This is a genomic window from Campylobacter concisus, from assembly GCF_003049085.1.
In the GTDB taxonomy this organism is placed as follows: Bacteria; Campylobacterota; Campylobacteria; order Campylobacterales; family Campylobacteraceae; genus Campylobacter_A; species Campylobacter_A concisus_H.
The window spans coordinates 49,857-75,232 of record NZ_PIQX01000004.1 but is presented as its reverse complement, the minus strand read 5'-3'; the positions used below and the strand labels follow the sequence as shown (position 1 = coordinate 75,232).

29 protein-coding genes are annotated in these 25,376 nt (G+C 36.1%); 16 read left to right on the top strand and 13 right to left on the bottom strand.

The annotated features are described in order from the left end of the window. Positions 1–221: 221 nt before the first annotated feature. From frr to CVT13_RS05795, 5 genes are all read right to left on the bottom strand, one after another. Positions 222–779 carry a ribosome recycling factor gene (frr, locus tag CVT13_RS05815; RefSeq protein ID WP_107811911.1) on the bottom strand — a complete coding sequence of 186 codons (558 nt, stop codon included), beginning with the start codon at positions 777–779 and terminating at the stop codon, positions 222–224. Further along, positions 769–1,728: a polysaccharide deacetylase family protein gene (locus CVT13_RS05810; RefSeq protein ID WP_107811910.1), complete on the bottom strand. Its 960-nt coding sequence runs from the start codon at positions 1,726–1,728 to the stop codon at positions 769–771. The genes frr and CVT13_RS05810 overlap by 11 nt, the downstream gene beginning before the upstream one ends. Before the next feature lie 2 nt (positions 1,729–1,730). Next, the gene (secG, locus tag CVT13_RS05805; RefSeq protein ID WP_107811909.1) at positions 1,731–2,060 is read right to left on the bottom strand and encodes a preprotein translocase subunit SecG; all 330 of its coding nucleotides are present in this window, start codon (positions 2,058–2,060) and stop codon (positions 1,731–1,733) included. A gap of 66 nt (positions 2,061–2,126) precedes the next feature. Then, positions 2,127–2,510: a thiamine-phosphate pyrophosphorylase gene (locus tag CVT13_RS05800; protein ID WP_107811908.1), complete on the bottom strand. Its 384-nt coding sequence runs from the start codon at positions 2,508–2,510 to the stop codon at positions 2,127–2,129. After that, positions 2,503–3,201 carry a Bax inhibitor-1/YccA family protein gene (locus CVT13_RS05795; RefSeq protein ID WP_021091071.1) on the bottom strand — a complete coding sequence of 233 codons (699 nt, stop codon included), beginning with the start codon at positions 3,199–3,201 and terminating at the stop codon, positions 2,503–2,505. Before CVT13_RS05795 ends, CVT13_RS05800 begins: the two co-directional genes overlap by 8 nt. Before the next feature lie 170 nt (positions 3,202–3,371). Between CVT13_RS05795 and CVT13_RS05790 the strand changes: the two genes are divergently transcribed. The 5 genes from CVT13_RS05790 to CVT13_RS05775 are packed head-to-tail and all read left to right on the top strand — an operon-like array spanning position 3,372 to position 8,193. After that, positions 3,372–4,016: a carbonic anhydrase gene (locus tag CVT13_RS05790; protein ID WP_072595207.1), complete on the top strand. Its 645-nt coding sequence runs from the start codon at positions 3,372–3,374 to the stop codon at positions 4,014–4,016. Then, entirely contained in the window at positions 4,009–5,853 is a 1,845-nt protein-coding gene (locus tag CVT13_RS05785) for a mechanosensitive ion channel domain-containing protein (protein WP_107811907.1), read from the top strand. The genes CVT13_RS05790 and CVT13_RS05785 overlap by 8 nt, the downstream gene beginning before the upstream one ends. Positions 5,854–5,863: 10 nt before the next feature. Then, on the top strand, positions 5,864–6,022 hold the full coding sequence (locus tag CVT13_RS10270) for a hypothetical protein (RefSeq protein WP_021091126.1): 159 nt from the start codon (positions 5,864–5,866) through the stop codon (positions 6,020–6,022). Positions 6,023–6,068: 46 nt separating this feature from the next. After that, on the top strand, positions 6,069–7,148 hold the full coding sequence (locus CVT13_RS05780) for a GGDEF domain-containing protein (protein ID WP_234411982.1): 1,080 nt from the start codon (positions 6,069–6,071) through the stop codon (positions 7,146–7,148). Next, positions 7,141–8,193, top strand: a complete 1,053-nt coding sequence (locus tag CVT13_RS05775) for a GGDEF domain-containing protein (protein ID WP_107811906.1) — start codon at positions 7,141–7,143, stop codon at positions 8,191–8,193. Before CVT13_RS05780 ends, CVT13_RS05775 begins: the two co-directional genes overlap by 8 nt. A 25-nt stretch (positions 8,194–8,218) precedes the next feature. Here the strand turns inward: CVT13_RS05775 and CVT13_RS05770 are convergent, their stop codons facing one another. Genes CVT13_RS05770 through CVT13_RS05760 form a run of 3 tightly spaced genes read right to left on the bottom strand, consistent with a single transcriptional unit; the run spans position 8,219 to position 11,048 of the window. Then, positions 8,219–9,502: a TRAP transporter large permease gene (locus CVT13_RS05770; RefSeq protein WP_107811905.1), complete on the bottom strand. Its 1,284-nt coding sequence runs from the start codon at positions 9,500–9,502 to the stop codon at positions 8,219–8,221. An 11-nt stretch (positions 9,503–9,513) separates the two neighbouring features. After that, positions 9,514–10,056, bottom strand: a complete 543-nt coding sequence (locus CVT13_RS05765) for a TRAP transporter small permease (protein WP_087578033.1) — start codon at positions 10,054–10,056, stop codon at positions 9,514–9,516. Continuing rightward, positions 10,056–11,048, bottom strand: a complete 993-nt coding sequence (locus CVT13_RS05760) for a DctP family TRAP transporter solute-binding subunit (RefSeq protein ID WP_103559406.1) — start codon at positions 11,046–11,048, stop codon at positions 10,056–10,058. The genes CVT13_RS05765 and CVT13_RS05760 overlap by 1 nt, the downstream gene beginning before the upstream one ends. A 442-nt stretch (positions 11,049–11,490) precedes the next feature. Between CVT13_RS05760 and sodB the strand changes: the two genes are divergently transcribed. Continuing rightward, on the top strand, positions 11,491–12,108 hold the full coding sequence (gene sodB, locus CVT13_RS05755; protein ID WP_107811904.1) for a superoxide dismutase [Fe]: 618 nt from the start codon (positions 11,491–11,493) through the stop codon (positions 12,106–12,108). A gap of 502 nt (positions 12,109–12,610) precedes the next feature. Here the strand turns inward: sodB and CVT13_RS05750 are convergent. Beyond that, positions 12,611–13,777, bottom strand: coding sequence for a MalY/PatB family protein (locus tag CVT13_RS05750; protein ID WP_107811903.1), 1,167 nt, complete (start codon positions 13,775–13,777; stop codon positions 12,611–12,613). 99 nt (positions 13,778–13,876) lie between these two features. Between CVT13_RS05750 and CVT13_RS05745 the strand changes: the two genes are divergently transcribed. The 3 genes from CVT13_RS05745 to tpx all read left to right on the top strand — a co-directional run bounded on the left by CVT13_RS05745 (position 13,877) and on the right by tpx (position 16,230). Then, positions 13,877–14,332, top strand: a complete 456-nt coding sequence (locus CVT13_RS05745; protein WP_085658451.1) for a DIP1984 family protein — start codon at positions 13,877–13,879, stop codon at positions 14,330–14,332. Between the two features lie 216 nt (positions 14,333–14,548). Beyond that, positions 14,549–15,691, top strand: coding sequence for a trans-sulfuration enzyme family protein (locus CVT13_RS05740; RefSeq protein WP_107811902.1), 1,143 nt, complete (start codon positions 14,549–14,551; stop codon positions 15,689–15,691). Positions 15,692–15,705: 14 nt separating this feature from the next. Beyond that, positions 15,706–16,230 carry a thiol peroxidase gene (gene tpx, locus CVT13_RS05735; RefSeq protein WP_103624906.1) on the top strand — a complete coding sequence of 175 codons (525 nt, stop codon included), beginning with the start codon at positions 15,706–15,708 and terminating at the stop codon, positions 16,228–16,230. A 45-nt stretch (positions 16,231–16,275) separates the two neighbouring features. On the opposite strand, the gene CVT13_RS05730 is transcribed toward tpx, so the two are convergent. From CVT13_RS05730 to CVT13_RS05715, 4 genes are all read right to left on the bottom strand, one after another. Continuing rightward, positions 16,276–16,827: a ribonuclease HII gene (locus CVT13_RS05730; protein ID WP_107811901.1), complete on the bottom strand. Its 552-nt coding sequence runs from the start codon at positions 16,825–16,827 to the stop codon at positions 16,276–16,278. Next, complete coding sequence (locus tag CVT13_RS05725; RefSeq protein ID WP_107811900.1) at positions 16,827–17,681, bottom strand: S-adenosylmethionine tRNA ribosyltransferase; 855 nt, start codon at positions 17,679–17,681, stop codon at positions 16,827–16,829. The genes CVT13_RS05730 and CVT13_RS05725 overlap by 1 nt, the downstream gene beginning before the upstream one ends. Before the next feature lie 78 nt (positions 17,682–17,759). Then, complete coding sequence (locus tag CVT13_RS05720; protein WP_107811899.1) at positions 17,760–18,854, bottom strand: ATP-binding protein; 1,095 nt, start codon at positions 18,852–18,854, stop codon at positions 17,760–17,762. 36 nt (positions 18,855–18,890) lie between these two features. Beyond that, positions 18,891–21,854, bottom strand: coding sequence for an Eco57I restriction-modification methylase domain-containing protein (locus tag CVT13_RS05715; RefSeq protein ID WP_107811898.1), 2,964 nt, complete (start codon positions 21,852–21,854; stop codon positions 18,891–18,893). 257 nt (positions 21,855–22,111) lie between these two features. On the opposite strand from CVT13_RS05715, the gene rpsJ reads away from it, so the two are divergent. From rpsJ to rplV, 7 genes are read left to right on the top strand one after another with little or no spacing between them, the layout of a single operon-like run. Further along, entirely contained in the window at positions 22,112–22,420 is a 309-nt protein-coding gene (rpsJ, locus tag CVT13_RS05710) for a 30S ribosomal protein S10 (protein WP_009295257.1), read from the top strand. Positions 22,421–22,440: 20 nt separating this feature from the next. Further along, positions 22,441–23,019 carry a 50S ribosomal protein L3 gene (rplC, locus tag CVT13_RS05705; protein WP_107811897.1) on the top strand — a complete coding sequence of 193 codons (579 nt, stop codon included), beginning with the start codon at positions 22,441–22,443 and terminating at the stop codon, positions 23,017–23,019. After that, positions 23,016–23,630 (top strand): 50S ribosomal protein L4, encoded by a 615-nt coding sequence (gene rplD / locus CVT13_RS05700; protein WP_107811896.1) that lies wholly within the window; start codon positions 23,016–23,018, stop codon positions 23,628–23,630. Before rplC ends, rplD begins: the two co-directional genes overlap by 4 nt. Before the next feature lies 1 nt (position 23,631). After that, a complete protein-coding gene (locus CVT13_RS05695; protein WP_002941535.1) occupies positions 23,632–23,913 on the top strand; it encodes a 50S ribosomal protein L23 in 282 nt (93 codons plus the stop codon). A 1-nt stretch (position 23,914) separates the two neighbouring features. After that, on the top strand, positions 23,915–24,748 hold the full coding sequence (gene rplB / locus CVT13_RS05690) for a 50S ribosomal protein L2 (protein WP_103601039.1): 834 nt from the start codon (positions 23,915–23,917) through the stop codon (positions 24,746–24,748). A gap of 2 nt (positions 24,749–24,750) precedes the next feature. Continuing rightward, positions 24,751–25,032, top strand: coding sequence for a 30S ribosomal protein S19 (gene rpsS / locus CVT13_RS05685; protein ID WP_002941639.1), 282 nt, complete (start codon positions 24,751–24,753; stop codon positions 25,030–25,032). A gap of 11 nt (positions 25,033–25,043) precedes the next feature. Then, positions 25,044–25,376 (top strand): 50S ribosomal protein L22, encoded by a 333-nt coding sequence (gene rplV / locus CVT13_RS05680; RefSeq protein WP_002941544.1) that lies wholly within the window; start codon positions 25,044–25,046, stop codon positions 25,374–25,376.

The following is a 25,376-nucleotide window of genomic DNA, read 5'->3' as shown; positions in this document are numbered from 1 at the left end:
ATCCAAAATAAAAATTTAAATTAAAGCAATCCATGGAAATAGCTTAAAGACAAAGTGGTGGCTATGTTTTATGCAGTCTAGGTTCTATTTATATTTAATAGGTAAAAGCACAACAGACAAAAAATTAAACTACTTGCTGATAAATATTTTTTTGAAATATTATTTTGAGAGAATATCTAGCTACATAAAAGTAGCTAGATAAGGAAAAATTTCTAAAAATTTTAGATTTTTAAAAGCTCAGCCTCTTTCTCTTTTACAAGAGTATCGATTTTTGCAGTGTAGGTGTCAGTTATCTTTTGAACCTCATCCTGTCCCTTTTTACTCTCGTCCTCAGTTATAGCTTTGTCTTTTTCAAGCTTTTTGACTTCATCATTTGCATCTTTTCTTACATTTCTTATACTGACTTTGGCTTTTTCTCCCATTGATTTTGCATGTTTTGCATTTTCTTGGCGTTGCTCAACTGTCATAGGTGGAAAAAATAGCTTGACACTCTCACCATCACTATTTGGATTGACGCCGATATTTGCTGCTTGAATAGCCGATGATATGGCTTTTATCATACTTTTTTCCCAAGGTGTGATAGTGATAGTTGAAGCGTCGCTTGTAAGCACAGTGGCTACTTGGTTGAGTGGAGTTGGCGAGCCGTAATAATCAACCATTACATTATCTACGATATTAATGTTTACCTTGCCCGTTCTAAGTGTTGTAAAGTCGCGTTTTAATGAAGCTATTGCTTTTTCGCAGCCTTCTTTTTGTGTTTCGTAAATTTTATTTAGCATTGATGTCCTTTATTAGAAGTTTTGTACTTCGTTGATGATCTACTTTTAGTGATATTAAAACTTTGCGTTTATCGAGAGGCGGGTTAAATTTACACTCAAAAATACCATTTGTCATAGGTACTTTTTTAAAGCCATTAAAGCCAGTCATAAAAAAACTACCTTCGCTAGCGTTTGTATCAGTTTTTATAATGAGTTTGTCTATCGCATTATTTTGTGGATAGCTATCTGGAAATATCCACTGGGCATTTAAAAATTTGCTATTAAACGTTAGTGCTATTTTGGTACCGTTCATTACTGGTGTTCTATAAAGATCGTAAACATCACTCTTGTCTGAAACCGCACCTGAGTTTTGATTTAAAAGGGCTAAAAAGCCAAATTCTTTTGCCAAAGAGACAACTCTGTTATCGATCTCGCCGTATGGCACTGCGAAATATTTTGGCTTATAACCCATGTGCTTTTCAAAGGTCTCAACGCCCTTTTGAAAGTCCTCTCTTAATGCCTCATCGCTAAGCTTCGTCATCCTTGGATGAGCGTACGAATGGTATCCAATCTCGCCATAAGCCTCAAGTTCTTTAATCTGATCAAAATCCAAATAATCGCCATATTTATTTGCACTGGCTTCCACATAAAGCATTAGTGCAAATGGATAGTTGTACTCTTTAAATACACTAAGGGCCTTGTCATAGAAACTTTTATAACCATCATCTACAGTGATGACGATCCAGTTATCAGGTATTTTTTCGCCAGCATTTACAGCATCGACTAGCTTTGAGAGTTTAACGACTTCATAGCCATTATTTTTGAAATATTCAAACTGCTCTCTTAAATTTTTAATAGAAATATCAGTGCTTGTATGTCTTGGATCGTCAAAGCGATGATAGACTAAAATATGAGCGTCTGCTAAAGCAAATGTTAGCGTCAAGAATGACGCTAAAAGTGTTTTTATCATTGTTATTTTGCTGGAGTTTGTGGTGCACTAGGAGCTGGTGGTACGTCGTTTGACTTTGGTATGACTAGAGATTTACTATCGACGCTATCAACGATAGAGCGTTTTAGATCTTTATTATAGAAGTATCCAAGTGCAAGTGTGTTTAGGATAAACAAAACGCCTACCACAAAGGTAAATTTAGCTAAAAATCCAGCTGGTCCTTTTGCTCCAAAAAGGCTCTCGTTGCTTCCACTGTATGCTCCAAGACCGATAGATGAGCTCTTTTGGAGTAAAACTGCGATCGTGATAACGACAGCTAAAACAAATTGCAAGATTAAAAATATTAAACTCACGAAATTTCCTTTAAATTTTTAAAAATAATTGGTTGCGATTATACAAGAAAAGATTTAAATTTTTAGTTAAAGTTCTTTTTCAAGCTCATAAAGCTCGTATCTTATGCTTTTAAAAAGCTCGGCTTGTTCTAAATTTATGAGCTTAAAGCACTCTTCAAGCACGCGGGCGCTCTCCTGGGCACGCTTGAAATTTGCAGTGATTATCTCATCTAAATTTTCTCTAGCTTGCTCGCTTTTTGTGCTAGTTTTTAAGACATCTTCTTGTGAATTTCTAAATTTTAAAAATTCTTTTTGTGGGATCTTTGCCTTGTGGCGGAGGGATTTTATTTTATAGGCGAGCTTGGCGTCATCAAAGACATATCTTTTTATATCTTCAACAACGCGAAGCCCTTCTTTTAGCCTATTTAGATTCGCATCTATTACTCGGTAGATGCGCTCATCCTTAGTCATTTCTATTAAAAATTCCTAAAATTTGTAGTAACGATGTAAATAGATTTACAAAATCAAGATACAAAGCAACTGCGCCTTCAACTGGAGTTTCATAGTTTCCACGGATAATATTTTGCGTATCAAAAAGTATATATGCGCTAAATAAGATCGATGAAATACTTGCGATTACAAGTTGAAACATTGTACTTTTAACAAAGATATTGATAATAGCTGCTGCAATGATAACAATTAAGGTTATGAATAACATTTTACCCATTGTTGTAAAGTCACGTTTTGTATTCATCGCAAAGACGCTTAACGCACCAAAAGCAACTGTTGTTAGTCCAAATGCTTGAGCTACGATACCAGCTCCACTTGGCATGGCAAGGATTGCTGAAAGTAGCGGAGTTAGCGTAAGGCCACTTATGAAAGTAAACGCAAATAGAAGTATTAAATTTAATCCCTCTTTACGTTTAGCTGCCATCAGTCCAAAAAGTAGCGCAAACTCGACTATTACAAGTCCCCAGAACAAAAATCTATTTGCCGCAAAAACACCAGCGATGCTAATGCCTACATAGGCGCCAGCTGTTGCTGAAAGTAGTGATGCTGCAAAAAGTTGATAAGTTTGTTTTATAAAAGTACTTAGTGAGCTTTGAGAGTACGCAAGTTCTTCTTGATTTTGTTTTGCGTAGTTCCTATCATACAGACTCATTTTATCTCCTTATGAATTTTTGAATGAGTTTAGCCTAAAATAATTAAACAATGAATAAAAAGAATTTTAACAAATTATATTAGTTAAAAATTTATATATTAAAGTATTTTTTAGATTAAATAAAAGTTGCTATAATCGCGTAAAAATATAAAAAATGGAGATAAATTTCTATGGATGACTCGCTACTTGAAGGTGCGGTAAAATTTATGGAAGATGGCTTTTTGGAGCATGAAGAGCTCTTTAAAAGTCTACAAAATAGACAAGACCCACATACCCTTTTTATATCCTGTGTTGATTCAAGAGTGGTGCCGAATTTGATAACAAACTGCCTTCCAGGTGAGCTTTTTATGGTGCGAAATATCGCAAACATCGTGCCACCTTATAGAGTGAGCGAGGAATTTTTGGCAACGACCTCGGCTATCGAATATGCATTAGAGCTTTTAAATATCAAAAATATCATTATTTGCGGACACTCCGATTGTGGTGGATGTGCAGCGCTTTATATGGATGAAAAAAAGCTCAAAACTACGCCAAATGTTAGAAATTGGATAAAGCTAATAGAGCCGATCAAACGAGAAGTGCTTAAATTTACAAGCGACGATCCAGCAAAGATGGCGTGGCTAACTGAGAGATTAAATGTGATAAATTCGATCGAAAATATAATGACTTATCCAAATGTAAAAGAGGAGTATGAAAGAGGAAACCTTCAAATTTATGGCTGGCACTACATTATAGAAACCGGCGAAATTTTCAGCTACGATTTAAAAGAGGGCACATTCAAACTTTTAGCAGATAAGAGGGGTGAAAATGCGTAAAATTTTAACCATCATCTTGCTCTCATTTGTAATTCTTCTTGGTGCTGAAAATAATAAAACTCAAGAAGAAAATATACTAAGCCTAACAAATCAAATTTTGACTTTAAATAATCAAATCCAAATCATAAAAGCACAGCAAAAAGATACGAACTCAACAAAAGCTGATAATTCAAATTTAGCTGGACTTCAAAAGAAAAAAAATGACCTTTTGGAAAAAATTCCACTATATGTTATGCAGATTGAAGTAACTCAAAACGATATTGATAAATTTATTTTGCAAAAAAATAATTTAGAAAAAAAAGTAGCTAGACTAGAGAAGCAATCAAACAAAGATGCTTACGTTCAAAGCGCCATTGAGCTTGAGAAAATGAAGATAGATTATGCATACTTCTCAGCTTTAATTAATCTTGAAGAGATATTTAAAAAAGGTGCTAAAGCAAACTCTATAAAAGAGGTGATAGATAACGGACTTTTAAATTTACAAACAAATTCTTACGTCAGCATAAAAGAGCTAAAAGATTCTCTAAATGAGACTTCAAGCTCTTACGATAACGCATTTGCCGAGCTTGATTTAAAAAAAGAGACTGATGAGGAAATTTTAATCTATCTTAAAAATAATGCTGATCTTCTAAGTTCAAGCATGATCTTATCAGAGCTAAATTTAGTCGATACGGTCGAATATATAAATAAGCTAATTCCTATAAATTCGGCAAAATTTAACGTTGGCAAGATCGTAGTTATAATCGTAGTATTTTTATTTTTTGTCTCACTTACAAGAATTCTTGCCAAACTCACATATTGGCTTATGTCACTCATTGCATCGGGCGAAGGCGTAAAGGAGGCAAAGGATCAGATAGTAGATATCGTTAAAAAGCCTATCTCTGCGCTTCTTATCATTTATGCACTAAATATTTGTATCGGTGTTGCCTTTTATCCAGTGCCAGTGCCACTAACTCTAGCAAATATCTTCTCAATCGTCTACATAGTCGCATTTTCATGGCTTGTTTTAACCATCCTAAATGGTTATGGCATAGTAATAATCGATAAAATCGCTCAAAAAAGCAGACGAAAAGAGGTCGTAAATTTAGTTTTAAAAGTAGTCTATGTAATTGTATTAATAATCGCACTTTTACTAATTCTTCAAAAGCTTGGCTTTGATATATCAGCACTCATAGCTTCACTTGGTATCGGTGGTCTTGCTGTTGCATTTGCTGCAAAAGACATCATCGCAAACTTCTTTGCTTCTGTTATGATGCTCTTTGATAACTCATTTTCGCAAGGAGATTGGATAGTTTGTGGTGATATAGAGGGCACTGTCGTTGAGGTTGGCTTTAGAAAGACGACTATCAGAAGTTTTGATAATGCTCTAATCTTTGTACCAAACTCAAAACTAGCAAGCGATCCTGTTAGAAACTGGAGTAGAAGAAAAGTCGGTAGACGTATCAGAATGCTAATTGGCATTGAGTATGGAGCGACAACTGATGAGATTAAAAAATGTGTAGATGACATAAAAACTATGTTGATAAATCATCCAGATATTGCCAAAAGCGAGGATATAACAGCAAAGAAAAAAGGGCTAAAATATAGACAAAGTATAGTTTCGGTTGATGATTATGCTGGATATAAATCAAATTTATTTGTCGTGGTTGATGATTTCGCAGATAGCTCGATAAATATCTTAGTTTATTGTTTTGCAAAGACTATCGTTTGGGGAGAATTTTTAGATGTCAAGCAAGATGTAATGCTAAAGATTATGGATATTTTAAAGCAAAATGGTCTAAATTTCGCATTCCCAAGCCAAAGCTTGTATATTGAAAGTGTCAAAGATAAAATTTAAGGAGAAAACAATGAGTGATGATTTTGACTATGAAGAAGTAGAAGAAGACTACTCTGAATTTAATGACGATGAGGACGATAGTAGCGATAGTTATGACTATAATTACGATGAAAATGACTACAACTACGAAGATAGTGACGAGGATGAGGATAGTTACGACTCTTATTAGAATGACTTAATGAAATTTAATGGAATAAATTTACAGGGAGTTTTGTTTGACACACGATTTTGTAGATCAAAGTAGTTATAAAGCGATCGATGATATCTATAAAACGATATTAGACGTTATGATAGCTGCAAATGCACTATCTTTGTTGCTTTTTATGATCATAGCTACACCACTACTTTTTATGTGCTTATTATTTATAGCAGCTGGAATATTGCTTAGAATAAAATTTGACATAAAATATAGAGTATTAATATCCCTTGCATTTCACCTAAATATTATATTACTTGTTACTATTATTGTTACTACTATGGGTTGGAATACTGGAATTTGGATAATACTCGTTGGTGTAATTTTTATAAACTACTTTCTAGCGTTTGATTCAAAGAGTCTTACTTATATAATGGCATTTTTAGAATTAATCTTGCTTATACTTCTTTATTTTATTCATAAAGATGAGGCGCCGCTGATCCCATCAGCTATACGAGGGGTGATAGTCGTGTGCAGTATTGTTTTTGCTTTTTTTATTGTTTTAAGACTTTCAATGTTTGCAGATATTATCACTTCTAGTGGATATCAGCAAATAAGAAAAGAGACGGAAGAGCTTGAAAAGGACTCAAAACATGATTTTTTAACTGGTCTTTTAAATAGAAGAACAATAGAAAAAACTTTAAGATTTGAACTAGTTGCTAACAATGAAAGAAGCGGTAATACAAATTTAGTCATAATGTTAGGCGATATTGATAATTTTAAAAAAATAAACGATACATATGGGCATGACTGTGGCGATGAGGTCTTAAAAGATGTAGCCAGTGCTTTGAAGAAATCATTTAGAGGTAGAGATTATGTTTGCCGCTGGGGCGGAGAAGAATTTTTGATAATCTTGCCCGATACAAAGATAGAATTTATCCACGAAGTGAGCAAAAGGCTTAAAAAACAGATAAACAACGCAAAACTTCCAGATAAAACTCCAGTTACTATGACCTTTGGCATGCTAATATGTGCAAATGGTGTTGAGGTTGATTTTGAGCAAGCCATAACTTTAGTAGATAAGCTGCTTTATGAAGGAAAGCTAAATGGCAAAGACCGCATCGAATTAGAAATTTTAAAAAAGGGCTTGGATGCGTAGAATTTCACTCTATACGGCTCAAAAAATCATCATATTTTCAATATTATTAACTCACATCTGTTATTTTTTCATTTTCTTATTTATGAAAGAAGAAATTCTAGCAGTTACGAATGTATTTTCAGTAGCAACCTATCTTTTTCTTTTAAGGCTTATTTACGATAGCCCTGAAAATAACAAGATAACAATGCTTATAGTCCAGCTTGAAATTTTATTTCATGCATTGGTTTGTATGCTGACACTTGGATGGGGATACGGTTTTGGGTTATTGTTTTTAGCATCGTCGCTAATACTATTTTTTACATCATTTTCCTATAAATTTTTTAACTACATAATAGTTGCAACGCAAATAATTTTATCCATAGCCTGCTATGTATATTTAGATGGCCAGCCTGTAAAAAATTTTGACGGCTTTAGAGATCTACTTTTTGTTTTTAACTTAAGTATGGTTTGTGTGTTTTCGGTTGTTGTTTCGTACCTTTTGGAGAGCTCAAATTTATTTATATTTTTAAGTATCTTAGAGGAAAAAGAGATGGCTGAAAATATCTTAAATCACGATCCATTAACAGGGCTTTTAAATCGTACTTCGATGCAGAAAATTTTAAGTCAAAACGATCTATATAAAAATAGGGACTTTGCTATCGTTATGTGCGATATTGATAACTTTAAAAAGATAAACGACACTTATGGACACGGCGCAGGAGATGCTGTTTTAAAAAGCTTATCAGGCATATTTAAAAGCACATTTAGAGATAAAGATAGAGTAGCTAGATTTGGTGGAGAAGAATTTTTAGCAGTCGTCTTGGGTGTAAAAAAAGATGCAGCTGTAAGTATCGTAGAGCGTGTTAGAGAGACTTTGAGTAAAAATATAGTTGAGTTTGAAAACATAAAGATCAACGCAACTATGACTTTTGGAGTAGTTGCTCATGATGGTACGGGAGAATTTAGCTTAGAAAAGATGATAAAACAAGCTGATAATCTACTTTATGCTGGTAAACGAAGTGGTAAAAATATCGTTATGAGTGCGGATTACGATCCAAAAGCATAAATTTAGAGGCCTAAGCCTCTAAATTTTAATGTCCATACATTAGGTTTGGTAACCAAAGAGAAATTTGCGGTATATAAGTAACCAAGATAAGTCCAAAGAATAAAGTAAGTATCCAAGGCAAGCATGCCATGATGACCTCTTTTAAGTTCATATTTGTAAGACCGCTTGCGACAAATAAATTTAGTCCAACAGGTGGAGTAACCATACCTATCTCCATATTTACAACTAAGATAATGCCAAAATGTATCGGATCTATGCCAAGTTGCGTTGAAATCGGAAGCAATAGTGGCACCATGATCATGATAACGCTTGAAGGCTCCATAAACTGACCCATGATAAAGAGCAAGATATTTACAAATATCAAAAATCCTATCATACCGATATTCGCGTCAAGTATCATCGAAGCGATAGCTTGAGGGATCTGCTCGCTAGTTAGCAAATATGCAAAAACAACGGCATTTGCAATGATGAAAAATATCATAGCTGTTGTAAGAGCTGAGTCTAGGCAGATGTCCCAAAGATCTTTTATCTTTATATCTCTATAGATAAAAAGTGAGATAAATAGCGCATAGACCGCACTTGCCGCAGCAGCTTCAGTTGGAGTAAAAATTCCTCCATAAATTCCACCGATGACTACAACGACGATCAAAAGAGCCCAAAATGCTTTTGCAAATTTTTGCACTCTTACTTTAAATGGCTCGGCCTTAGTTGCTTTAAAACCAAGCTTTTTTGCGCCAACATAAGTTTGAACAAGCATAAAAGCGCCGAGCATAAGACCGGGTACAACGCCTGCCATAAAAAGCTTGCCAATACTAACCTCAGCAGTTACGCCATAAACTATCATAACAACTGAAGGTGGGATCAAAATTCCAAGTGAGCCAGCCGTAGTTATGCCACCCACCGCGTACTCTTTTGGATAGCCAGCTTCTTTTATAGCTGCAAACATAATTGAGCCAATAGCTACAACCGTCGCAGGTGAGCTTCCAGAGACCGCTGCAAAGATGATGCAGGCAAATATCGCACTCATAGGCAAACCACCTGGCAAGTGTCCGACCATAGACTTTGCAAAGTCGATGATACGTCTTGCTGAACCACCTTTACTTAGTAAATTTCCAGCCAAGATAAACATCGGTATCGCCATTAGCGAAAATTTATTGATACCATCAAATATAAGCTGTGGGATCGTAGCGATGTCTATATCTGTAAAAAATATCATCGTTAAAACGGTGCTAGTTCCCAGCGAAACAGCCACAGGCACGCCTATTAGCATTAGCGCAAAAAGTAGGATAAATAAAAATGCTATTGTCATCTTTTTTCTCCTTAATCTTTGACTACGCTACCATGAGCTAGCTCGTGCGCTTCGTTACTCACAACGTTTTCAGCAGGCGTTAGAGCTACTTTTATGGCTTTTTCAGTAGAGCGGTAGCTAGCTGTAACGAAGGCTATTGGAAGTACTACCATAGGTACCCATTGTGGTATGCCAAGGTCTATTATCATCTGCTCGATCTCGTGAAGAATTTGTAGATAATCAATCGAATAGACTGCGATAAATAACAAAAATACAGTGGTTAGCACATGAGAGAAGATTAAACATGCTTTTGCAAGGGCTGGTGGAAATTTTTCCACCAAAATAGTCACACTGACGTGAATACCCTTGTTAAAGCCATATGCCGCGGCAAAAAACGCCGACCAGATAAAAAGATAGTTTGATAGCTCGCTTGCCCATGACCAGCTTTTATCGAAAAAATATCTAGCCATAACATTTGCAAAGGCTAGCAATGTTCCACTTGCGAGCCCAACTACTGCGATAGTTTTATTTAGTGAGGCTATCGCTATATCAAAGACATTAAAAAAGCTCTTCATTATTTTGTCCCAAGAGTCTTTTCTATGAGGTCTTTACCGATAACATCATAAAATTTAGGATAGATTGATTGCATAACCTTTTGCCACTCAGCCTTTTGTGTATCATCGATCTTATAAATTTCTAGTTTTTTACTAGCAGCGATGTATTTTTCAAGCTCAGCTATGACGTGAGCGTCCTCTTTTGCTGTCTCTTCTCTCTCGAAAGCTGTCGCTTCGCTTAGAGCTTGTTTTACATTTGCTTTCAGATCATCTGGTAGCTTGCTCCAAAATTTATCACTCATAACGACTAAATAGCCCAAATATCCGTGACTTGAAAGTGTAAGCGAGCTTTGAACTTCGTGAAATTTTGAGTTATAGAAATTTGAAAGTGGGTTTTCTGTCGCATCAACTACGCCTTGTTGAAGTGCAGAGTAAACTTCTGAAAATGGTAGAACTTGTGGATTGCCACCAACTACTTTAATTTGTTCTTCAAGTACCTTTGAGCTTTGGATTCTAAATTTTTGTCCTTTTGCATCTTCTGGCACAAGAACTGGCTTTTTGCTTGAGCTAAAGTGCTTAAATCCAGCATCCCAATAATCAAGCGCCACAAAGCCTTTTTTTGTAACAAGGGCTTTTAGCTCCTCGCCGACCTCGCCGTCTTGGACCTTATGAAGGTGTTCTGCGTCTTTAAAGATGAAAGGTAGGTCAAATAGCTGAAACTGTGGCACAATAGGCGTAAATTTTGAAAAACTTGGAGCTGCCATTTGAACATTGCCAAGCTTTAACGCACCAAAAACTCTATCATCATCAAGTAGCTGAGCTGATGGGAATACTTGAACTTTTAGTTTACCGCCACTTAGCTCCTCAGCACGTTTAGCAAAAAAGTCAGCTGCCTTGCCTTTTGGCGTAGAAGCTGCGACAACGTGAGCAAATTTGATCGTATAGACCTTATCAGCACCAAATGCTAAGCCACTGATGGCACAAGTGAAAAGTAAAGCTTGTAAGAATTTCATCTTTTATCCTTTGTAATGGTTTTGTTAAACGCATTATAAATTTCAAAAATAAAAATTTAGAAATTTTGTTTCGTAAATTCACAGCTATTTATTTTTATATGTGTATTTTAGTAACAAATATGCTTTTAAAAGCTAATTTATATTTTCAAAAAATTTTTATAATTTTTCAATAACTAAACTTTTAAATTATATTTGTTACTTTTTTACACATAAAATTTATTTTATTTTTACATTTAATAAATTTTTGAATCCATTTAACCAAATGTATGGGATATTTTTGCTCTAAATTTGCTTTTTCATAAGTTTAAAAGCCAGCCAAAAATGTAAGTTTTGTATTGCTTAAATTTAGCCTATATTTTGTGTCTAAATTTAAAAGATTTTTATTTATTAATTTTTTATGGCTATAATACGAAACAACAAATTTTATTATTAAGGAATTATTATGTTTGAACTAAGAAAACTTCCGTTTGACGCAAACCACAACGCAGTAGTAAGTGCTAAAACCTGTGAATACCACTACGGCAAGCACCACGCGACCTATGTTGCAAATTTAAACAATCTCATAAAAGATACAAAATTTGCCAACGTATCATTTTATGAAATTCTAAAAAATAGCGAAGGTGGCCTTTACAACAACGTCGCTCAAGTTTATAACCACGACTTTTACTGGGACTGCATCGCTAAAAAAAGCGAGATGTCAAGCGAGCTAAAAGCTGCGATCGAAGCAAATTTCGCAAATTTTAAAGAGGAGTTTTTAAAGGCAGCTACAACGCTTTTTGGCTCAGGCTGGGCATGGCTTGTATTTGATCCTAGCAGCAAAAAGCTAGAGATCGTGCAAACTAGCAACGCAAAAACTCCAGTGAGTGATGGCAAAGTGCCACTTCTAGTAGTTGATGTGTGGGAGCACGCTTACTACATCGACAACTTCAACGCTCGCCCAAAATACCTAGAGACATTTTATGAGAACATAAACTGGGAATTTGTAAGCAAAGCTTACGAGTGGGCACTAAAAGAGGGTCTTGGCTCAGTTGAGTTTTACACAAAAGAGCTTCATAAATAATATCTGGCGGGGCTTTCCCGCCTTTAAATTTCTACTTTTATCTAAATTTTTAAAGTCATCAAATTTATCAGCAAGAACTACCTTGTTTTAAAAGAAAGTGTAACTTCAAAAATGGCTCAAAATTTTGTTTTAGCAAACAAATTTCTCTTAAATTTAAAGCCAGTGTGAGCTATCTCAACTTCAAATTTCTACTTTGTTGAAAATTTTAAAGCCACTGCTAAATTTACAAGCTATGGGCATAGAATTTACCACTTCAAAAAGGCATAAAACGCTCGCTTTTATCGGTCTGCTACATTGTGGTTGGGCGGTTTTATACTTAAATTTAAAGCAATCAAATACAAACTAGCGTAGGTCATCTTGTCTTTAAATTTATTAGCAAAACTTGATTTGATATTTAAAAATGTTGGGGCAATATTTACTGCTTCAAAAATTCCCCGAGCTGTATCAATATCAGGCAGGAGTAGCTTTAAATTTTAAAGCCACTCAGCCAAATTTACTCAATTTATCTTTTTGAAGTGTATAAATTTATACCATTTTGTAAGCGTTTTAGTCCTTCAAGCACTCTCTCGCGCTGGGTTGCGATATTCATACGGAGGAAAAATCTATCTCCTCTGTAAGCATTGCCGTCATTTAGCCAAAGTCCAGCTTTATCACGCAAGAAATTCATAAAGTCGCTCGAATCCTCGCAAAACGCGCTACAATCAAGCCATAAAAGATAAGTTGCATTTGAAGGCAGAAGTTTTACTGGCAAATTTTGCTCTTTTATGAAATTCATAACGATTTTTTTATTTTCAAAGAGATAATTTCTAAGCTCGTCAAGCCATGTTTGGCTATCATTAAATGCCGCTATTGTCGCAGTTATTGCAAATGCATTTGCTTCACCTATCTCATCATAATTTACAGCCGCATTTATTCTGGCGCGTATCTGCTCGTTTGGTGTGACGATAGCTGAGCTTTGAAGTCCTGCGATATTAAAGGCTTTTGTTGGTGAGATGCATGTGATTGAGTTATTTTTACACTCTTCACTAACGCTGATAAATGGCACATAGCTTAGCCCAGGATCAGTTATGTCGCAGTGGATCTCATCGCTGATAACCAAAACATCGTGCTTATAGCAAAGCTCGCCTATTTTTTTAAGCGTCTCTTTGTCCCAAATTTTTCCTATTGGATTGTGAGGATTGCAAAGGAGCATCATAGTTGTTAGCGGCTGAGCTAGCTTTGCTTCAAGATCTTCAAAGTCAATCTCATAAGAACCATCTTTATAGACAAGGTCATTTGATAAAATTTCACGGCCATTATTTTTGATGCAGTTAAAAAATACGTGATATACGGGAGCTTGAACTAAAATTTGATCCCCTGGATTACTAAATCTTCTAATAGCAGTAGAAATCGCTGGTATAACGCCAGTGCAAAAGCACATCCAATCGTTTTCAAAGCTAACATTATGACGCCTCTTCCACCAGCCTTTAATCGCTTCGTTCCACTCTTTTGGGATAAATGAGTAGCCAAAGACGCCATTATCAAGACGCTTTTGTAGGGCATTTAAAATTTCAGGTGCAGCCTTAAAATCCATATCAGCAACCCACATTGGCAAAACATCGTTTTTCATTCGCCACTTCGATGAGTTGGTGCCATCTCTGCTAATAAGCGTATCAAAATCGTACTTCATAGCTTTTCCTTAAAATAAAATTTTAAATCAATTATAACCCAAAAGATACTAATATAATTTGAAATTTTCTCTCAATTTAATATTTCAAAAGGAAAAATGATGAAATTAGCTCAGGCTCTCATTTTAAGAGCCGATACACAAAAACGTTTAGAGCAGCTAAAAGGTAGGTTGCTCGATAATGCAAAAATGCAAGAAAATGAAAGACCTAGCGAAGATCCAAAGCTTCTTTTAAAAGAGCTTGATAGGCTAAGCGATGAGCTATTTAGGCTGATCTTGGCTATAAATTTAACAAACTCAAGTGCAAAATTTGAAGGCTTGAGTCTAACTGAAATGATCGCTAAAAAAGATACGCTAAGCCAAAAAGCAAGCGTGCTTAGGGATTTTGCCAAAAGCGCAAGCCAAAAGGTCGATCTTTACTCAAATAGTGAGATAAAAATTTTAAGTAGTGTTGATGTGGCCACGCTCCAAAAGCAAATAGACGAGCTTTCTAAAGAGATCAGAGAGCTAGATATGAAGCTACAAGAGGCAAACTGGCAAGTTGATCTTGTAGAGTAAAATTTATGGTGAAAATGTAGCTAAAGGCGAGTAAAAAGAAAAATTTATTAGGCTTGCGGGGAGAGAGCAAAAGTTTAAATTTATCCCAGCAATTTAAAAAATGCATTCTTAAAAATAAATGTTACTACCACTTACTGATTTAGCTACGTTTTGGGTGGGTTTGGGGAAGATTAATCTTTATTATGTAAGATTTCATAAAATTTTAAAAGGAAATTTATGAAACTTGACACATTGATCGTAAAAGGCATTGAAGCTAAAAATAATCCAAATAAAGCTGTCATTCCGCCTATTTTTTTAGCAAGTACATTTGTGCAAGATGATCTTGAGAATTTTCAAGAATTTGCATATTCGCGTGGTAGCAACCCAACCAAAAAAGCATTTGATGAAATTTTTGCAAAGGTTGAAGGCAGTAAATACGCTTTTAGCTTTGGTTCAGGTATGGCAGCAACAGCAGCCGCACTTAGCCTTATAAAAACGGGGCAAAAGGTCCTACTAAATAGTAACGTCTATGGCGGCACTTATAGGTATGTCACGACTGTTTTTGAAAGCCACGGCATAAAGAGCGAATTTGTAGACGATCTAAATTTTTTAAGCGAAGATGATATAAGTGACGACGTGGCGGCGATATTTATTGAAACTCCGTCAAATCCTCTCTTAAGAGTGACAGACATCGCTAGAATTTCAAAGATCGCTCACAAAAAAGGCGCTATAGTCATCGTGGATAACACATTTTTAACGCCTTATTATCAAAGAGTGCTTGAGCATGGAGCTGATATCGTGGTTTATAGCGCTACAAAGTATATCGGCGGACACGCTGATGTGATCGCTGGTATCGTCACGCTAAATGACGATGCTTTGGCTGAGAAGATAAAATTTGCTAAAAACACGCTTGGTGGCATCATCAGCCCGATGGACGCATACTACCTAATACGTGGGCTTAAAACGCTTAGCGTTAGGTTTGATAGACAAACGCAAAATACACATAAAATCATCAAATTTTTGCAGAATAATGACGCTGTTAGCGTGGTGCATTTTGCTGGTTCATATAGCGAGCAAGAGGCAAAGATACAAGCAGCTCAAGCAAGCGACATCGGTGCTCTCATCTCATTTGAGCTCGATGAAAAATATGATGTAAATAAATTTGTAAAAGCACTAGAAATTTTTGATCTAGCGGTAAGCCTTGGTGGCGTAGAAAGCCTTATTTGCAGGCCTGCGACGATGACACATGAGGCGTATCCAAAAGAGGTGCTAGATAAGATCGGCATAAAGCAAAACTTGCTTCGCCTAGCAATCGGTATCGAAAACGCTGATGATCTAATAGCAGATCTTGATCAAGCATTTAAAAAAGCAAAAAAATAATAAAGGAGATAAATATGGCAACTACAAAATTTAAAGGTAGTGAGGTAAATTTAAGTGGAAATGAGGTCTTTGTTGGCTCTTATGCACCTGAAGCAAAAGTCGTAGCACAAGATCTTAGCGAGTTTAGCGTAGGCGGAAATAATGGCGTAGAAGTACTTGTTTGCTTGCCATCACTTGATACCGGAGTTTGCGCAGCAGAGGCTCGTAAATTTAACGAAAAAGTAGCTGGCAAACACGGCGTAAAACTAAGCATCATCTCAAATGATTTGCCATTTGCGATGGGGAGATTTTGCACGACTGAAGGCATAGAAAATTTACATGTTGGAAGTGACTTTAGATACGGAGAATTTGCTAAAAACTATGGCGTTTTAATGAGCGATGGCCCACTAAAAGGACTACTTGCAAGAGCGATATTTGTCATCAATGATGGCGTAATAATTCACAAACAAATCGTCCCCGAAGTGACAGAAGAGCCAAACTACGATGCTGTATTTGATGCTATTAAAAGTAGCGGTAGTTGTGGTTGTGGCTGCCATTAAAAAAGGCGTTATCTAAGCATCTATTTGATGCTTAGATAATTAATCTTAGTCAAATAGAGATTTTTCAAAAGATTTTACTACAAAGCTTTTTCTATGAAGGCTTGAATAGCCAAACTCGGCAATGGCTTCTAAATGTGCCTTTGTGCCGTATCCTTTGTGCCCAGCAAAGCCATACTTTGAGTAAATTTTATCCCAGCCTTTCATCAAACTATCACGACTGACCTTTGCTAATATGCTAGCAGCGCTTACCCCAGCGACTTTGCTATCAGCTTTTATCATCGTTGTGATACCAACTCCATAGTCTAAATTTCCATCATAAATAATCTCAAAACTCTCAAAATGCGCCTTAAAAATTTTGAGCGCTCGTCTTAAGCACTCGCTTAGCCCAAGTTCGTCTATTTGTGCATTTGAGAAGTAGATGATGAGAAAATTTGAGCTTTTTATGATCTCTTTAAAAAGTTCCTCACGCTTTTTTGCGGTTAGTTTTTTGGAGTCGTTTAGGCCTGAAATTTCTTTATTAAGCACGCAGGCCGCTACGCTTAAAGGCCCAGCTAAAGCCCCACGTCCAGCCTCATCTATGCCACAAATTTTTGCCATTAAAGTCCGATTTCATCGCTAAAGTAAGGCCTTAGCTCATCAAGTGGCACGCTAATTTGCTCCTCATTTAAAAAGGTAAGTCCAAGTGGCGAAAGTATAAAATTTTCGCTAACACCTGCTGTTGCGAGGATTGCTTTTAGATGAGGGTCGTTCATATCTTTAAAAATCTGCTTTAACTTTAGCTTTTTGTTGGTTTTAAGTAAGACAACATCGCAGCTAGTTTTGTTATTTTTATAGGTACAGATGCTTTTTATTTTGTCATTTATATAGTAGATGTTATCTAGGCTTTCAAATTGGTTATTTGGCCATTTTTTACGCTCGCTTTTTAGGTCATAAAGTGTCGAGAGTAATTTATTTTTATTTTTTTTAGCCGATTCTTTGGCAAATATGTCGTTGATGATAGCTTCGTATCTCGTGCCATTTGCTTCGATCATTTGGATGCCAATATTTAGCATTTCATACTCTTTTTCTTTTTTAATAGTCGCATTATAGGCTTTGTTTTTAACGATTATTTTGCCCTTTAGCTCGCCATTTTCATTTTTAACGTCTAAATTTATCTTATCAGATACAGCATTTAGCGATGAAATTTCACTGCTATTTTGCTCAAGATTACCTTTTTCGTAGTCATATTTTGTACCATCAAAAAAGATATGTCCGCTTATCTTGGCTGGCACTTTAAAGCTCTTGCTCTGCTTAAAATTTTCAAATTCATCTTTAAAATAGTTCATATAAACTTCAAATTTTATACCATTTGCCTCACCAATAAATTTATAAAATTTTGCCCAGTTTTCGTGATTTATCTCATAGCCAAATAGGCTTCCTATAAGTATAAAAATCCCAATAAATGCTCTCATGTCCGTCCTTCATAGTTTTTTTGATTATAGCTTCTTTACTTTAAGCTTTTAAAACAATAATCAAATAAAGGTTTAAATTTATAAACCTAGACTCCACCTAGAAAAGGGCAAAATTTCGCATTTTATGCCCTCAAGGCTAAGCTCAGCTTGATTTGCGACGCTGATTATCTGAAGCTTACTTACGCCTAGCTCTTTTAAGCTTGCATGGAGTTTTTTAAATTTCAAAAAGATGATCTCTGGCGCAGAAAACGGCACACAGATAATCGCAATCTTCCTTTTATTAAGGAAGAAATCAATCTCTTTTGTGTAGTAAATTTCATCTTTAAATTTAAGCAATTCGCAAAAAACGACATTTGCAAAGACAGCCAAAAAGTCCTTTTTTAGGTATAAAGCGTTGCGAAGTGCAAAATTTGTAAAGTAGAGCTTTTTGCTCGTGCTGCTCTCATCTAAATTTGGTACTAATTCTATAAAGCCATTTTCATTAAGGCTGGTTACTGCGTTATAGACACTATCTTTTGAAATTTTCATCTGCTCTTTTAGGTTTTTGTAGATACCAAAAGTACTAAGCACATCGTGGCATTTTGGAGCACATTCTTTTAAAATCGCAATGCTTTGCTCGCTTAAATTTGCTTTTAAGAGCTGCTGCAAGTGTGCCGTGACCTCGCTGGAGTCTAAAAAGGCACTTGCTATCTCGTTGCCGTGAGCCAAAAAATAGCTAAAAAGCAGGTCTTGGTCTAAATTTTTCTTAAAAAATAGTATAAATTCCTCGTAGTCGAGATAGTTTAAATTTATGCGTGCAAAGCCGTCAATCGTGAGTGAAAATTCCTTACTTGTAAGGATAATGTTTTCAAGTGGGAGCCCATTTAAAAAGCTTAAATTTGCAAGGTCAGCAGCTTGTAAATTTTCAACTGCGAGCACCTTTATCTGGGCATTTTTTTCTAAAAATTCTTTTAAATTTGCTAAAAGCAAGGCTCTGTCTATCCTTAGATCGTCTAAATTTACATAAAGCCTCTCCTCGCTTTTATAATGGCTCAAAAACTCATAAACAAGGGCTGTTTTGCCACTTGAAATGGCACCTATTATAAGCGTTTTTGGCGAGATGATTTCATATTTTCTGGGGATAAATTTACTTGATTTAAGCGGCTGATTGTAATAAAGCTCTAATTGGTTCATTTTCTCCCCTTTGTAAGATGTATATGTAAATTTTTGTTATACCGTCAATTTCCCCCCCCCTGTTATAAGCGCGATCTCATCGCTTGTTAGTTCATAAAGCTCAAAAACAAGTTTGTCTATTTTTTCGTCACTTGCCTTGATTTTGTCGTTTAGCGTATCGATATTTTCTTTAGCTTCTAGCTTTTCATCAAGAGTTAAAGTAGGCATATGCTTCTCGTAAAGCTTGATTTTTTCATTAGCTTTTAAAATTTCATCAACCAAATTTATTATCTCGTTTGATAAATTTTCATTTTGTGGCGTGATTTGTGGGATAGGTAAAATCTCTAAGCGATTTATTTTTATTTCGCCTTCAAGTCCGCCTCCAGCATAGAAAAAGTTGAAAATTTTATAAACAGCTGTTGAATTTAAAAAAGCTAATAAAAATTTTAAATTTTCGCCAGTTATGCAATATGCAGTATTGTCTGGAATATTATTATTTATATCGTAAGCAAATTTTGGGCTTTGCACCATTCTGGCACATAAAATTTTCTCTTTTTCGAATTCCTCCAGATATGCGCAGTTTCGCAGATTATAAGGAGTGGCTCCTTTATCAGAACGATTGGAAAGTTTCGGCTCAAATTTATCAAGATATAGTTTTAGCTTAGGAAAATTATCTATATTGATGCGAGGCTCGGTGCCATATCCATTATGGATATTTATGAGCCATATCCCAGCCCACTCATAGTCATAACGCTTTATGTCGCGACCCCTTAAGATCGGTCTAATGAGCTTTTGTGTCTGTTCTCTTTCGTCCCCAATGCATGTGCTTAAAATTTTATCACGAGTTTTGCTATCAATAATGAAAGCTTCGTTTAGTCCAGTTTTGACACCATAATTGATATTCACACCCCAATCTTTTAATGGCTTTGCGACTTTTTCGATCTTGCTTTTTAGTTCAAATTTGCTGCTATCTAGGAAAGTGAAATTTGTTTCGTTTAGCGTGGATTGTGGTATTTGGATAAATTTTTGCGTTTTTAAATTTATGGTGCTTGAGGCTAGGAAATTAAATTTTGAATTTTCACCAGCTCTTATTTTTCTAAAAATAGTAACCGCACTATCTACGCTCGCATCTTCAAAAACTTTAACCCCAGCAAAATCAATAATATGTGTTATTTGCGTATTTTCTAATATAAATTTACGTAAATTTTCACCATAGCTGGCACGGAAAAATTTATTTGAACATATAAAACCTAAAAGTCCATTTTCTTTTAGATGCGTAATGCCAAGCTCATAAAAATAGACAAACAAATCAGCCGTGCCGCTATAGACTTTATATTCTTGTAGGGCAGGCTTTTGCTCTTTTATCGCCTCTTGTCTAACATAGGGAGGATTGCCGATAACGACATCAAATTTAAAGTCAAAAGGAAATTCTAAAAGCGAGTTTGCAGCTACTAAATTTTTACTAAGATCTGTTAAAACTCGTCCTTTTGCAGCTGTGCGGAGCCAAAGAGATAGCCTAGCGATCTCGACCGCATCGGCATTTATATCTACGCCGTAAAGGTTATTTTCTAAAATAGTGCTTTCTATATCGTAAAGTCCCAAGCCCTCGCCCTCATATACTTTGCGATAAGTGTCTAATGTGCCATGCTCACTAATTAGAAATTCTAAAGTTTGGTTTAAAAACGCACCAGAGCCACAAGCTGGATCAAGTATCTTAAGAGATAAGAGCCACTCGCGGTAAGCATAAATTTTGTCTTTGATCTCACTTTCTGCTTTGGTTAATTTTTTGGGATTTTTTGGTGCTAGTAGCTCATTTAGATCAAGCCCTAGCTCATCTTTTTTGGCTTTACAAAGCATGCCAAGCGAATTCTCAACTATAAATTCTGTTATAAACTCTGGCGTATAAAATATGCCATCTTTTTTACGTTTGCTCTGTTTGGCATCAAATTCATTACCATTTATTTGTGCATTTAGCTCTTCAAGGTCGTTTAGTGAGCTTTCAAAGATATGCCCTAGGATATTTACACCGATGTCGCTTAAAAAGTCATAGTCACTTAAAAACTGCGCTTCAAGCACGCTATCGTCTATCTTTAGTGCATCAAGCTCAGTATCTGTGGCAAAAAGTCCGCCATTGTAGCGTTTGATATCAAGACGTTCACTGCCTTCATCAATGGCTTTAAAGTAAATTTTGTAAAAGTCATAAAAACTAAGCTCAGTAACTTGGTTTTGAAATTTATCTTTTATCTCGGCTATCGTGCGAAGTCTTAGTAGTCCGCGGTCTTCGGCAAATAGTATAAAGACAAACCTATCACATAGTTTTTGAGTCAGGCTTAAAAGCCTATTTTTATCAATACTAGCATTGTTTTTGCAAATATTTTTAAAAAGAGTAAGTCTAAAAGCACTAAAGTCTTTATAAAATTTGTTTGAAATTTCACGCTCATGAGTGGCAAATTTCTCTTTTAGCTTTAGTGGCAGATCCGTGCTAATGCTCTCAAAGCTAAGCAGCAAATGAAGTCTTTTAAACTCGTCAAAGCTTGCTGTAAAAAGGTCAAATTTTTCAAATGTTGTTTTATTGCCGATGTAAAAGCGTAATTCGTTAAAATTTGAAACAACGACATATTTGGCATTGTCGTGCGAGATAAAATAGCGAAAAGCTTGATCTACTGGGCTAAGCTCGCGATTGGACGGAGTTTTATCAAGATGCTGTGTAGTCTGATCTTTTAGCTCGATCACGCATCTAACTTCGCCATTTATCAGTATCGCCCCATCTGCTTTTTTGCCGTCAGTTTCGTTCTTTTTCTCACGTTCAAGATTGAAATTTGTAGGATTAGTAGTGTCCAAAGTGTAGCCAAGGCAGTCTTCAAAGATATCTTTTAGAAACTGCGTTTGAAATTTCTCTTCTTTGAAATTCTTAATGTCGCTAGCTTTTTCCTGATACATTTGCAAATTTGCATAACGCTTTTTAAGCTTTTCTTCGTCTTGATCTTGGGTTAGTAAGAATTTTGGATTAAAGATCGGCATCTTTTCTCTTTAAAATTTTAATTTCTTGGAATTTTATCTTTTTAAATTTTATATCTTCCTTATTAAAAGGAAATAATTAATCAAAATTCATCAAAAAATAGCGTTTTTCTTGACAACTATAATAGCTTTTTTGTAAAATCGCGTTCTCTTTACGAAAAGACAAGCGTCTTTGCTCGTACGATCGCTTGATCCTATGCGAGTTATTTTGATGTAAAGAGGTCGCGAGTTTGCGACAAGTTCTTTTTAAAGGAAAACACATGGAAAGAATCAGGTTAAAGCTAAAAGCTTACGACCATAGAGTTCTAGACCGCACTGTTGCAGCAATCGTAGAAGCTGTCAAACGAACAGGTGCCGACGTTCGTGGCCCGGTACCAATGCCTACAAAGATCAAACGCTATACAGTCTTAAAATCTCCACACATCAACAAAGACTCACGTGAGCAGTTTGAGATGAGAATACACGCTCGTATGCTTGACATCGTAGCTGCTACTCCAGAAACTGTAGATAGCCTAACAAAACTCGACCTAGCTCCAGAAGTTAATGTCGAAGTTCGTGCGATGAAATAAGCGGACAAAAGGATAAGAGTATGGAATATATTGTAGAAAAAATAGGCATGAGTAGAACGATTGCCACGAAGAGTACGCCAGTTACACTACTTAAGCTAGTTGAGGCTAAAGTATGTGAGATCGACGAAAACAAACGTGCTATCGTAGCGTATGCCCACACTAAAGCAAACAACAAAGCTATCGCTGGTCAGCAAAAGAAATACAATCTGACTGCAGAATTTAACAAATTTGCTACGCTTGAAGTAGCTAATAGCGAAGTTGGAAACCTAGACTTTACACCATTAAACGAGGCTAAAATTTTAAAAGTTAGCTTTAACTCAAAAGGTAGAGGCTACCAAGGTGTGGTAAAAAGACATGGTTTCGGTGGTGGTCCAAAAAGCCATGGCTCACGTTTCCACAGACGCCACGGTTCAATTGGTAACTGCGAATGGCCAGGTCGTGTTCAACCAGGTATGAAAATGGCAGGACACATGGGTAATGAGAAAGTTACTGTTAAAAACGAGCTAATAAGCTTTGACGTTCAAAATGGCATCGTAGTTGTAAAAGGTTGCGTTCCTGGTCACAATGGTGCAATGGGTAAAATAAGGATTGTAAAATGAGTAAAATTCACGTATTAAACGATAAATTTGAAAATTCAGGCGAGTTAGAGCTTCCTGCAAGCTACGCTGAAGTAAATCCGCACAACCTATATCTTTATGTAAAATCTTACCTTGCTGGTATAAGAGCAAATTCGGCTCATACTAAAAGCCGTGCTTTTGTAAGCGGTGGTGGTAAAAAACCATGGAGACAAAAAGGACGTGGTGGTGCAAGAGCGGGTTCAACTAGAACTAACGTTTGGGTAGGCGGTGCAGTTGCATTTGGTCCAACAAACGAGAAAAACTATTTTCAAAAAGTCAATAAAAAACAAAAAAGACTAGCTCTTGAGTACGCTTTGGCAGTAAAAGCACAAGATGGTAAAATTTTCGCAGTAGATAGCATCTCAATCGAGTCTGGAAAGACAAAAGATGCAGCTAATATCATCAAAAATTTAAAAGTAAAAGACGCGCTTATCGTTAAAGATTTACTAGACGATAAAACACTACTTGCTTTTAGAAATTTAGTAAACTGCTATGTAGTAGATGCAAATGAGGTAAATGCTTATCTTGTCTCTACATTTAGTTCGGTTATTATTGAAAAAGCTGCACTAAAAACTATAACAAAAGAGGGCTAAAATGGCGGATATAACTGATATCAAAACAATTATTTATACAGAAAAAACTCTAGGCCTTCAAGAACAAGGCGTTGTTGTTATCCAAACTTCACCAAGAGTTACAAAAAACAGCTTAAAAGCGGTTTTACAAGAGTATTTTGGAGTAACGCCTGTTCGCGTAAATTCACTTAGAATTAGCGGCAAGGTTAAGCGTTTTAGAGGAAGAGCAGGCCAACGTGACGAGATAAAGAAATTCTACGTTAAGTTACCTGAAGGCGTAAGCCTAGAAAATACGGAGGCGTAAGATGGCTATAAAATCATATAAACCATATACACCTAGTCGTAGATATATGACTGGACTAAGCTCTGAAGATATAACAGCTAAACCAAGCGTTAGAAGCTTGCTTGTTAAACTACCTGCAACTGGCGGTAGAAACAACAATGGTCGTATAACTTCAAGACATAAAGAAGCAGGTGCAAAAAAACTTTATCGTATCATCGATTTTAAACGTCGCAAATTTGGTATAGAAGGTAAAGTTGAAGCGATCGAATACGATCCAAACAGAAACTGCCGTATCGCTCTTATAGCTTACAAAGATGGTGAAAAGCGCTATATCATTAGACCAAATGGCCTAAATGTTGGCGATGTTATCGCATCTATCGATGAGGGTTCACTAGATATTAAGCCAGGTAACGCTATGAAACTAAGATTTATCCCAGTTGGTACTATCGTTCATAACGTAGAGCTAAAACCTGGCAAAGGCGCTCAGATAGCTCGTTCAGCTGGTGGTTATGCTCAGCTAATGGGTAAAGAAGAGAAGTACGTTATCTTAAGAATGCCAAGTGGCGAGATGAGACAAGTACTAGCTGAGTGCATGGCAAGTATTGGTGTAGTTGGCAACGAAGACTGGGCTAACATCACTATCGGTAAGGCTGGACGTAATCGCCACCGCGGTATCCGTCCACAAACACGTGGTTCTGCTATGAACCCAGTTGATCACCCACACGGTGGTGGTGAAGGTAAGAAAAATTCAGGCCGTCACCCAGTTACTCCATGGGGTAAACCAACTAAAGGTGCTAAGACTCGCCGTAAAAAAGCTAGCGATAAGCTTATAATTTCAAGAAGGAAAGGAAAATAGAGATGGCAAGATCACTCAAAAAAGGTCCTTTCGTAGATGATCATGTAATGAAAAAAGTTATTGCCGCAAAAAATGCAAACGATAACAAACCAATCAAGACTTGGTCAAGACGTAGCACGATTGTACCTGAAATGATTGGACTAACATTTAACGTTCATAATGGCAAGAGCTTTATTCCTGTATATGTTACAGAAAATCATATAGGCTATAAACTTGGCGAATTTGCTCCAACACGCACATTTAAGGGTCACAAAGGCTCAGTGCAAAAGAAAATCGGCAAGTAAGGGGAGATAATATGAGTAGAGCAATTATAAAATTCGTAAGACTTTCTCCTACAAAAGCAAGACTTATAGCAAGAGAAGTTCAAGGTATGAATGCCGAGCTAGCACTTGCAAGCTTGCAGTTTATGCCAAATCGTGGTGCTAAATTTATAGCAAACGCTATTAGCTCAGCAGTAGCAAATGGCGGATTTGAGCCAGAAGAGGTTGTAGTAACTAGTTGCCGCGTTGACGCTGGTCCTGTATTAAAGAGATTTAGACCAAGAGCAAGAGGAACAGCGAGCAAAATTCGCAAACCTACTTCTCATGTAATGGTAGAAGTATCTAAACCTGAAAAGAAGGAAGCATAA

Bases quoted from the DNA above. Each gene is read 5' to 3' on its own strand.
- rpsJ (WP_009295257.1), top strand. From the start codon at position 22,112: ATGGAAAGAATCAGGTTAAAGCTAAAAGCTTACGACCATAGAGTTCTA.
- rplB (WP_103601039.1), top strand. From the start codon at position 23,915: ATGGCTATAAAATCATATAAACCATATACACCTAGTCGTAGATATATG.
- CVT13_RS05720 (WP_107811899.1), bottom strand. From the start codon at position 18,854: ATGAACCAATTAGAGCTTTATTACAATCAGCCGCTTAAATCAAGTAAA.
- CVT13_RS05775 (WP_107811906.1), top strand. From the start codon at position 7,141: ATGCGTAGAATTTCACTCTATACGGCTCAAAAAATCATCATATTTTCA.
- frr (WP_107811911.1), bottom strand. From the start codon at position 779: ATGCTAAATAAAATTTACGAAACACAAAAAGAAGGCTGCGAAAAAGCA.
- CVT13_RS05725 (WP_107811900.1), bottom strand. From the start codon at position 17,681: ATGAGAGCATTTATTGGGATTTTTATACTTATAGGAAGCCTATTTGGC.
- rplV (WP_002941544.1), top strand. From the start codon at position 25,044: ATGAGTAGAGCAATTATAAAATTCGTAAGACTTTCTCCTACAAAAGCA.
- CVT13_RS05765 (WP_087578033.1), bottom strand. From the start codon at position 10,056: ATGAAGAGCTTTTTTAATGTCTTTGATATAGCGATAGCCTCACTAAAT.
- CVT13_RS05790 (WP_072595207.1), top strand. From the start codon at position 3,372: ATGGATGACTCGCTACTTGAAGGTGCGGTAAAATTTATGGAAGATGGC.
- CVT13_RS05740 (WP_107811902.1), top strand. From the start codon at position 14,549: ATGAAACTTGACACATTGATCGTAAAAGGCATTGAAGCTAAAAATAAT.
- CVT13_RS05800 (WP_107811908.1), bottom strand. From the start codon at position 2,510: ATGACTAAGGATGAGCGCATCTACCGAGTAATAGATGCGAATCTAAAT.
- CVT13_RS05715 (WP_107811898.1), bottom strand. From the start codon at position 21,854: ATGCCGATCTTTAATCCAAAATTCTTACTAACCCAAGATCAAGACGAA.
- CVT13_RS05810 (WP_107811910.1), bottom strand. From the start codon at position 1,728: ATGATAAAAACACTTTTAGCGTCATTCTTGACGCTAACATTTGCTTTA.
- CVT13_RS10270 (WP_021091126.1), top strand. From the start codon at position 5,864: ATGAGTGATGATTTTGACTATGAAGAAGTAGAAGAAGACTACTCTGAA.
- rpsS (WP_002941639.1), top strand. From the start codon at position 24,751: ATGGCAAGATCACTCAAAAAAGGTCCTTTCGTAGATGATCATGTAATG.
- sodB (WP_107811904.1), top strand. From the start codon at position 11,491: ATGTTTGAACTAAGAAAACTTCCGTTTGACGCAAACCACAACGCAGTA.
- tpx (WP_103624906.1), top strand. From the start codon at position 15,706: ATGGCAACTACAAAATTTAAAGGTAGTGAGGTAAATTTAAGTGGAAAT.
- CVT13_RS05760 (WP_103559406.1), bottom strand. From the start codon at position 11,048: ATGAAATTCTTACAAGCTTTACTTTTCACTTGTGCCATCAGTGGCTTA.
- CVT13_RS05750 (WP_107811903.1), bottom strand. From the start codon at position 13,777: ATGAAGTACGATTTTGATACGCTTATTAGCAGAGATGGCACCAACTCA.
- CVT13_RS05795 (WP_021091071.1), bottom strand. From the start codon at position 3,201: ATGAGTCTGTATGATAGGAACTACGCAAAACAAAATCAAGAAGAACTT.
- CVT13_RS05770 (WP_107811905.1), bottom strand. From the start codon at position 9,502: ATGACAATAGCATTTTTATTTATCCTACTTTTTGCGCTAATGCTAATA.
- CVT13_RS05785 (WP_107811907.1), top strand. From the start codon at position 4,009: ATGCGTAAAATTTTAACCATCATCTTGCTCTCATTTGTAATTCTTCTT.
- CVT13_RS05730 (WP_107811901.1), bottom strand. From the start codon at position 16,827: ATGGCAAAAATTTGTGGCATAGATGAGGCTGGACGTGGGGCTTTAGCT.
- rplD (WP_107811896.1), top strand. From the start codon at position 23,016: ATGAGTAAAATTCACGTATTAAACGATAAATTTGAAAATTCAGGCGAG.
- rplC (WP_107811897.1), top strand. From the start codon at position 22,441: ATGGAATATATTGTAGAAAAAATAGGCATGAGTAGAACGATTGCCACG.
- CVT13_RS05695 (WP_002941535.1), top strand. From the start codon at position 23,632: ATGGCGGATATAACTGATATCAAAACAATTATTTATACAGAAAAAACT.
- CVT13_RS05745 (WP_085658451.1), top strand. From the start codon at position 13,877: ATGAAATTAGCTCAGGCTCTCATTTTAAGAGCCGATACACAAAAACGT.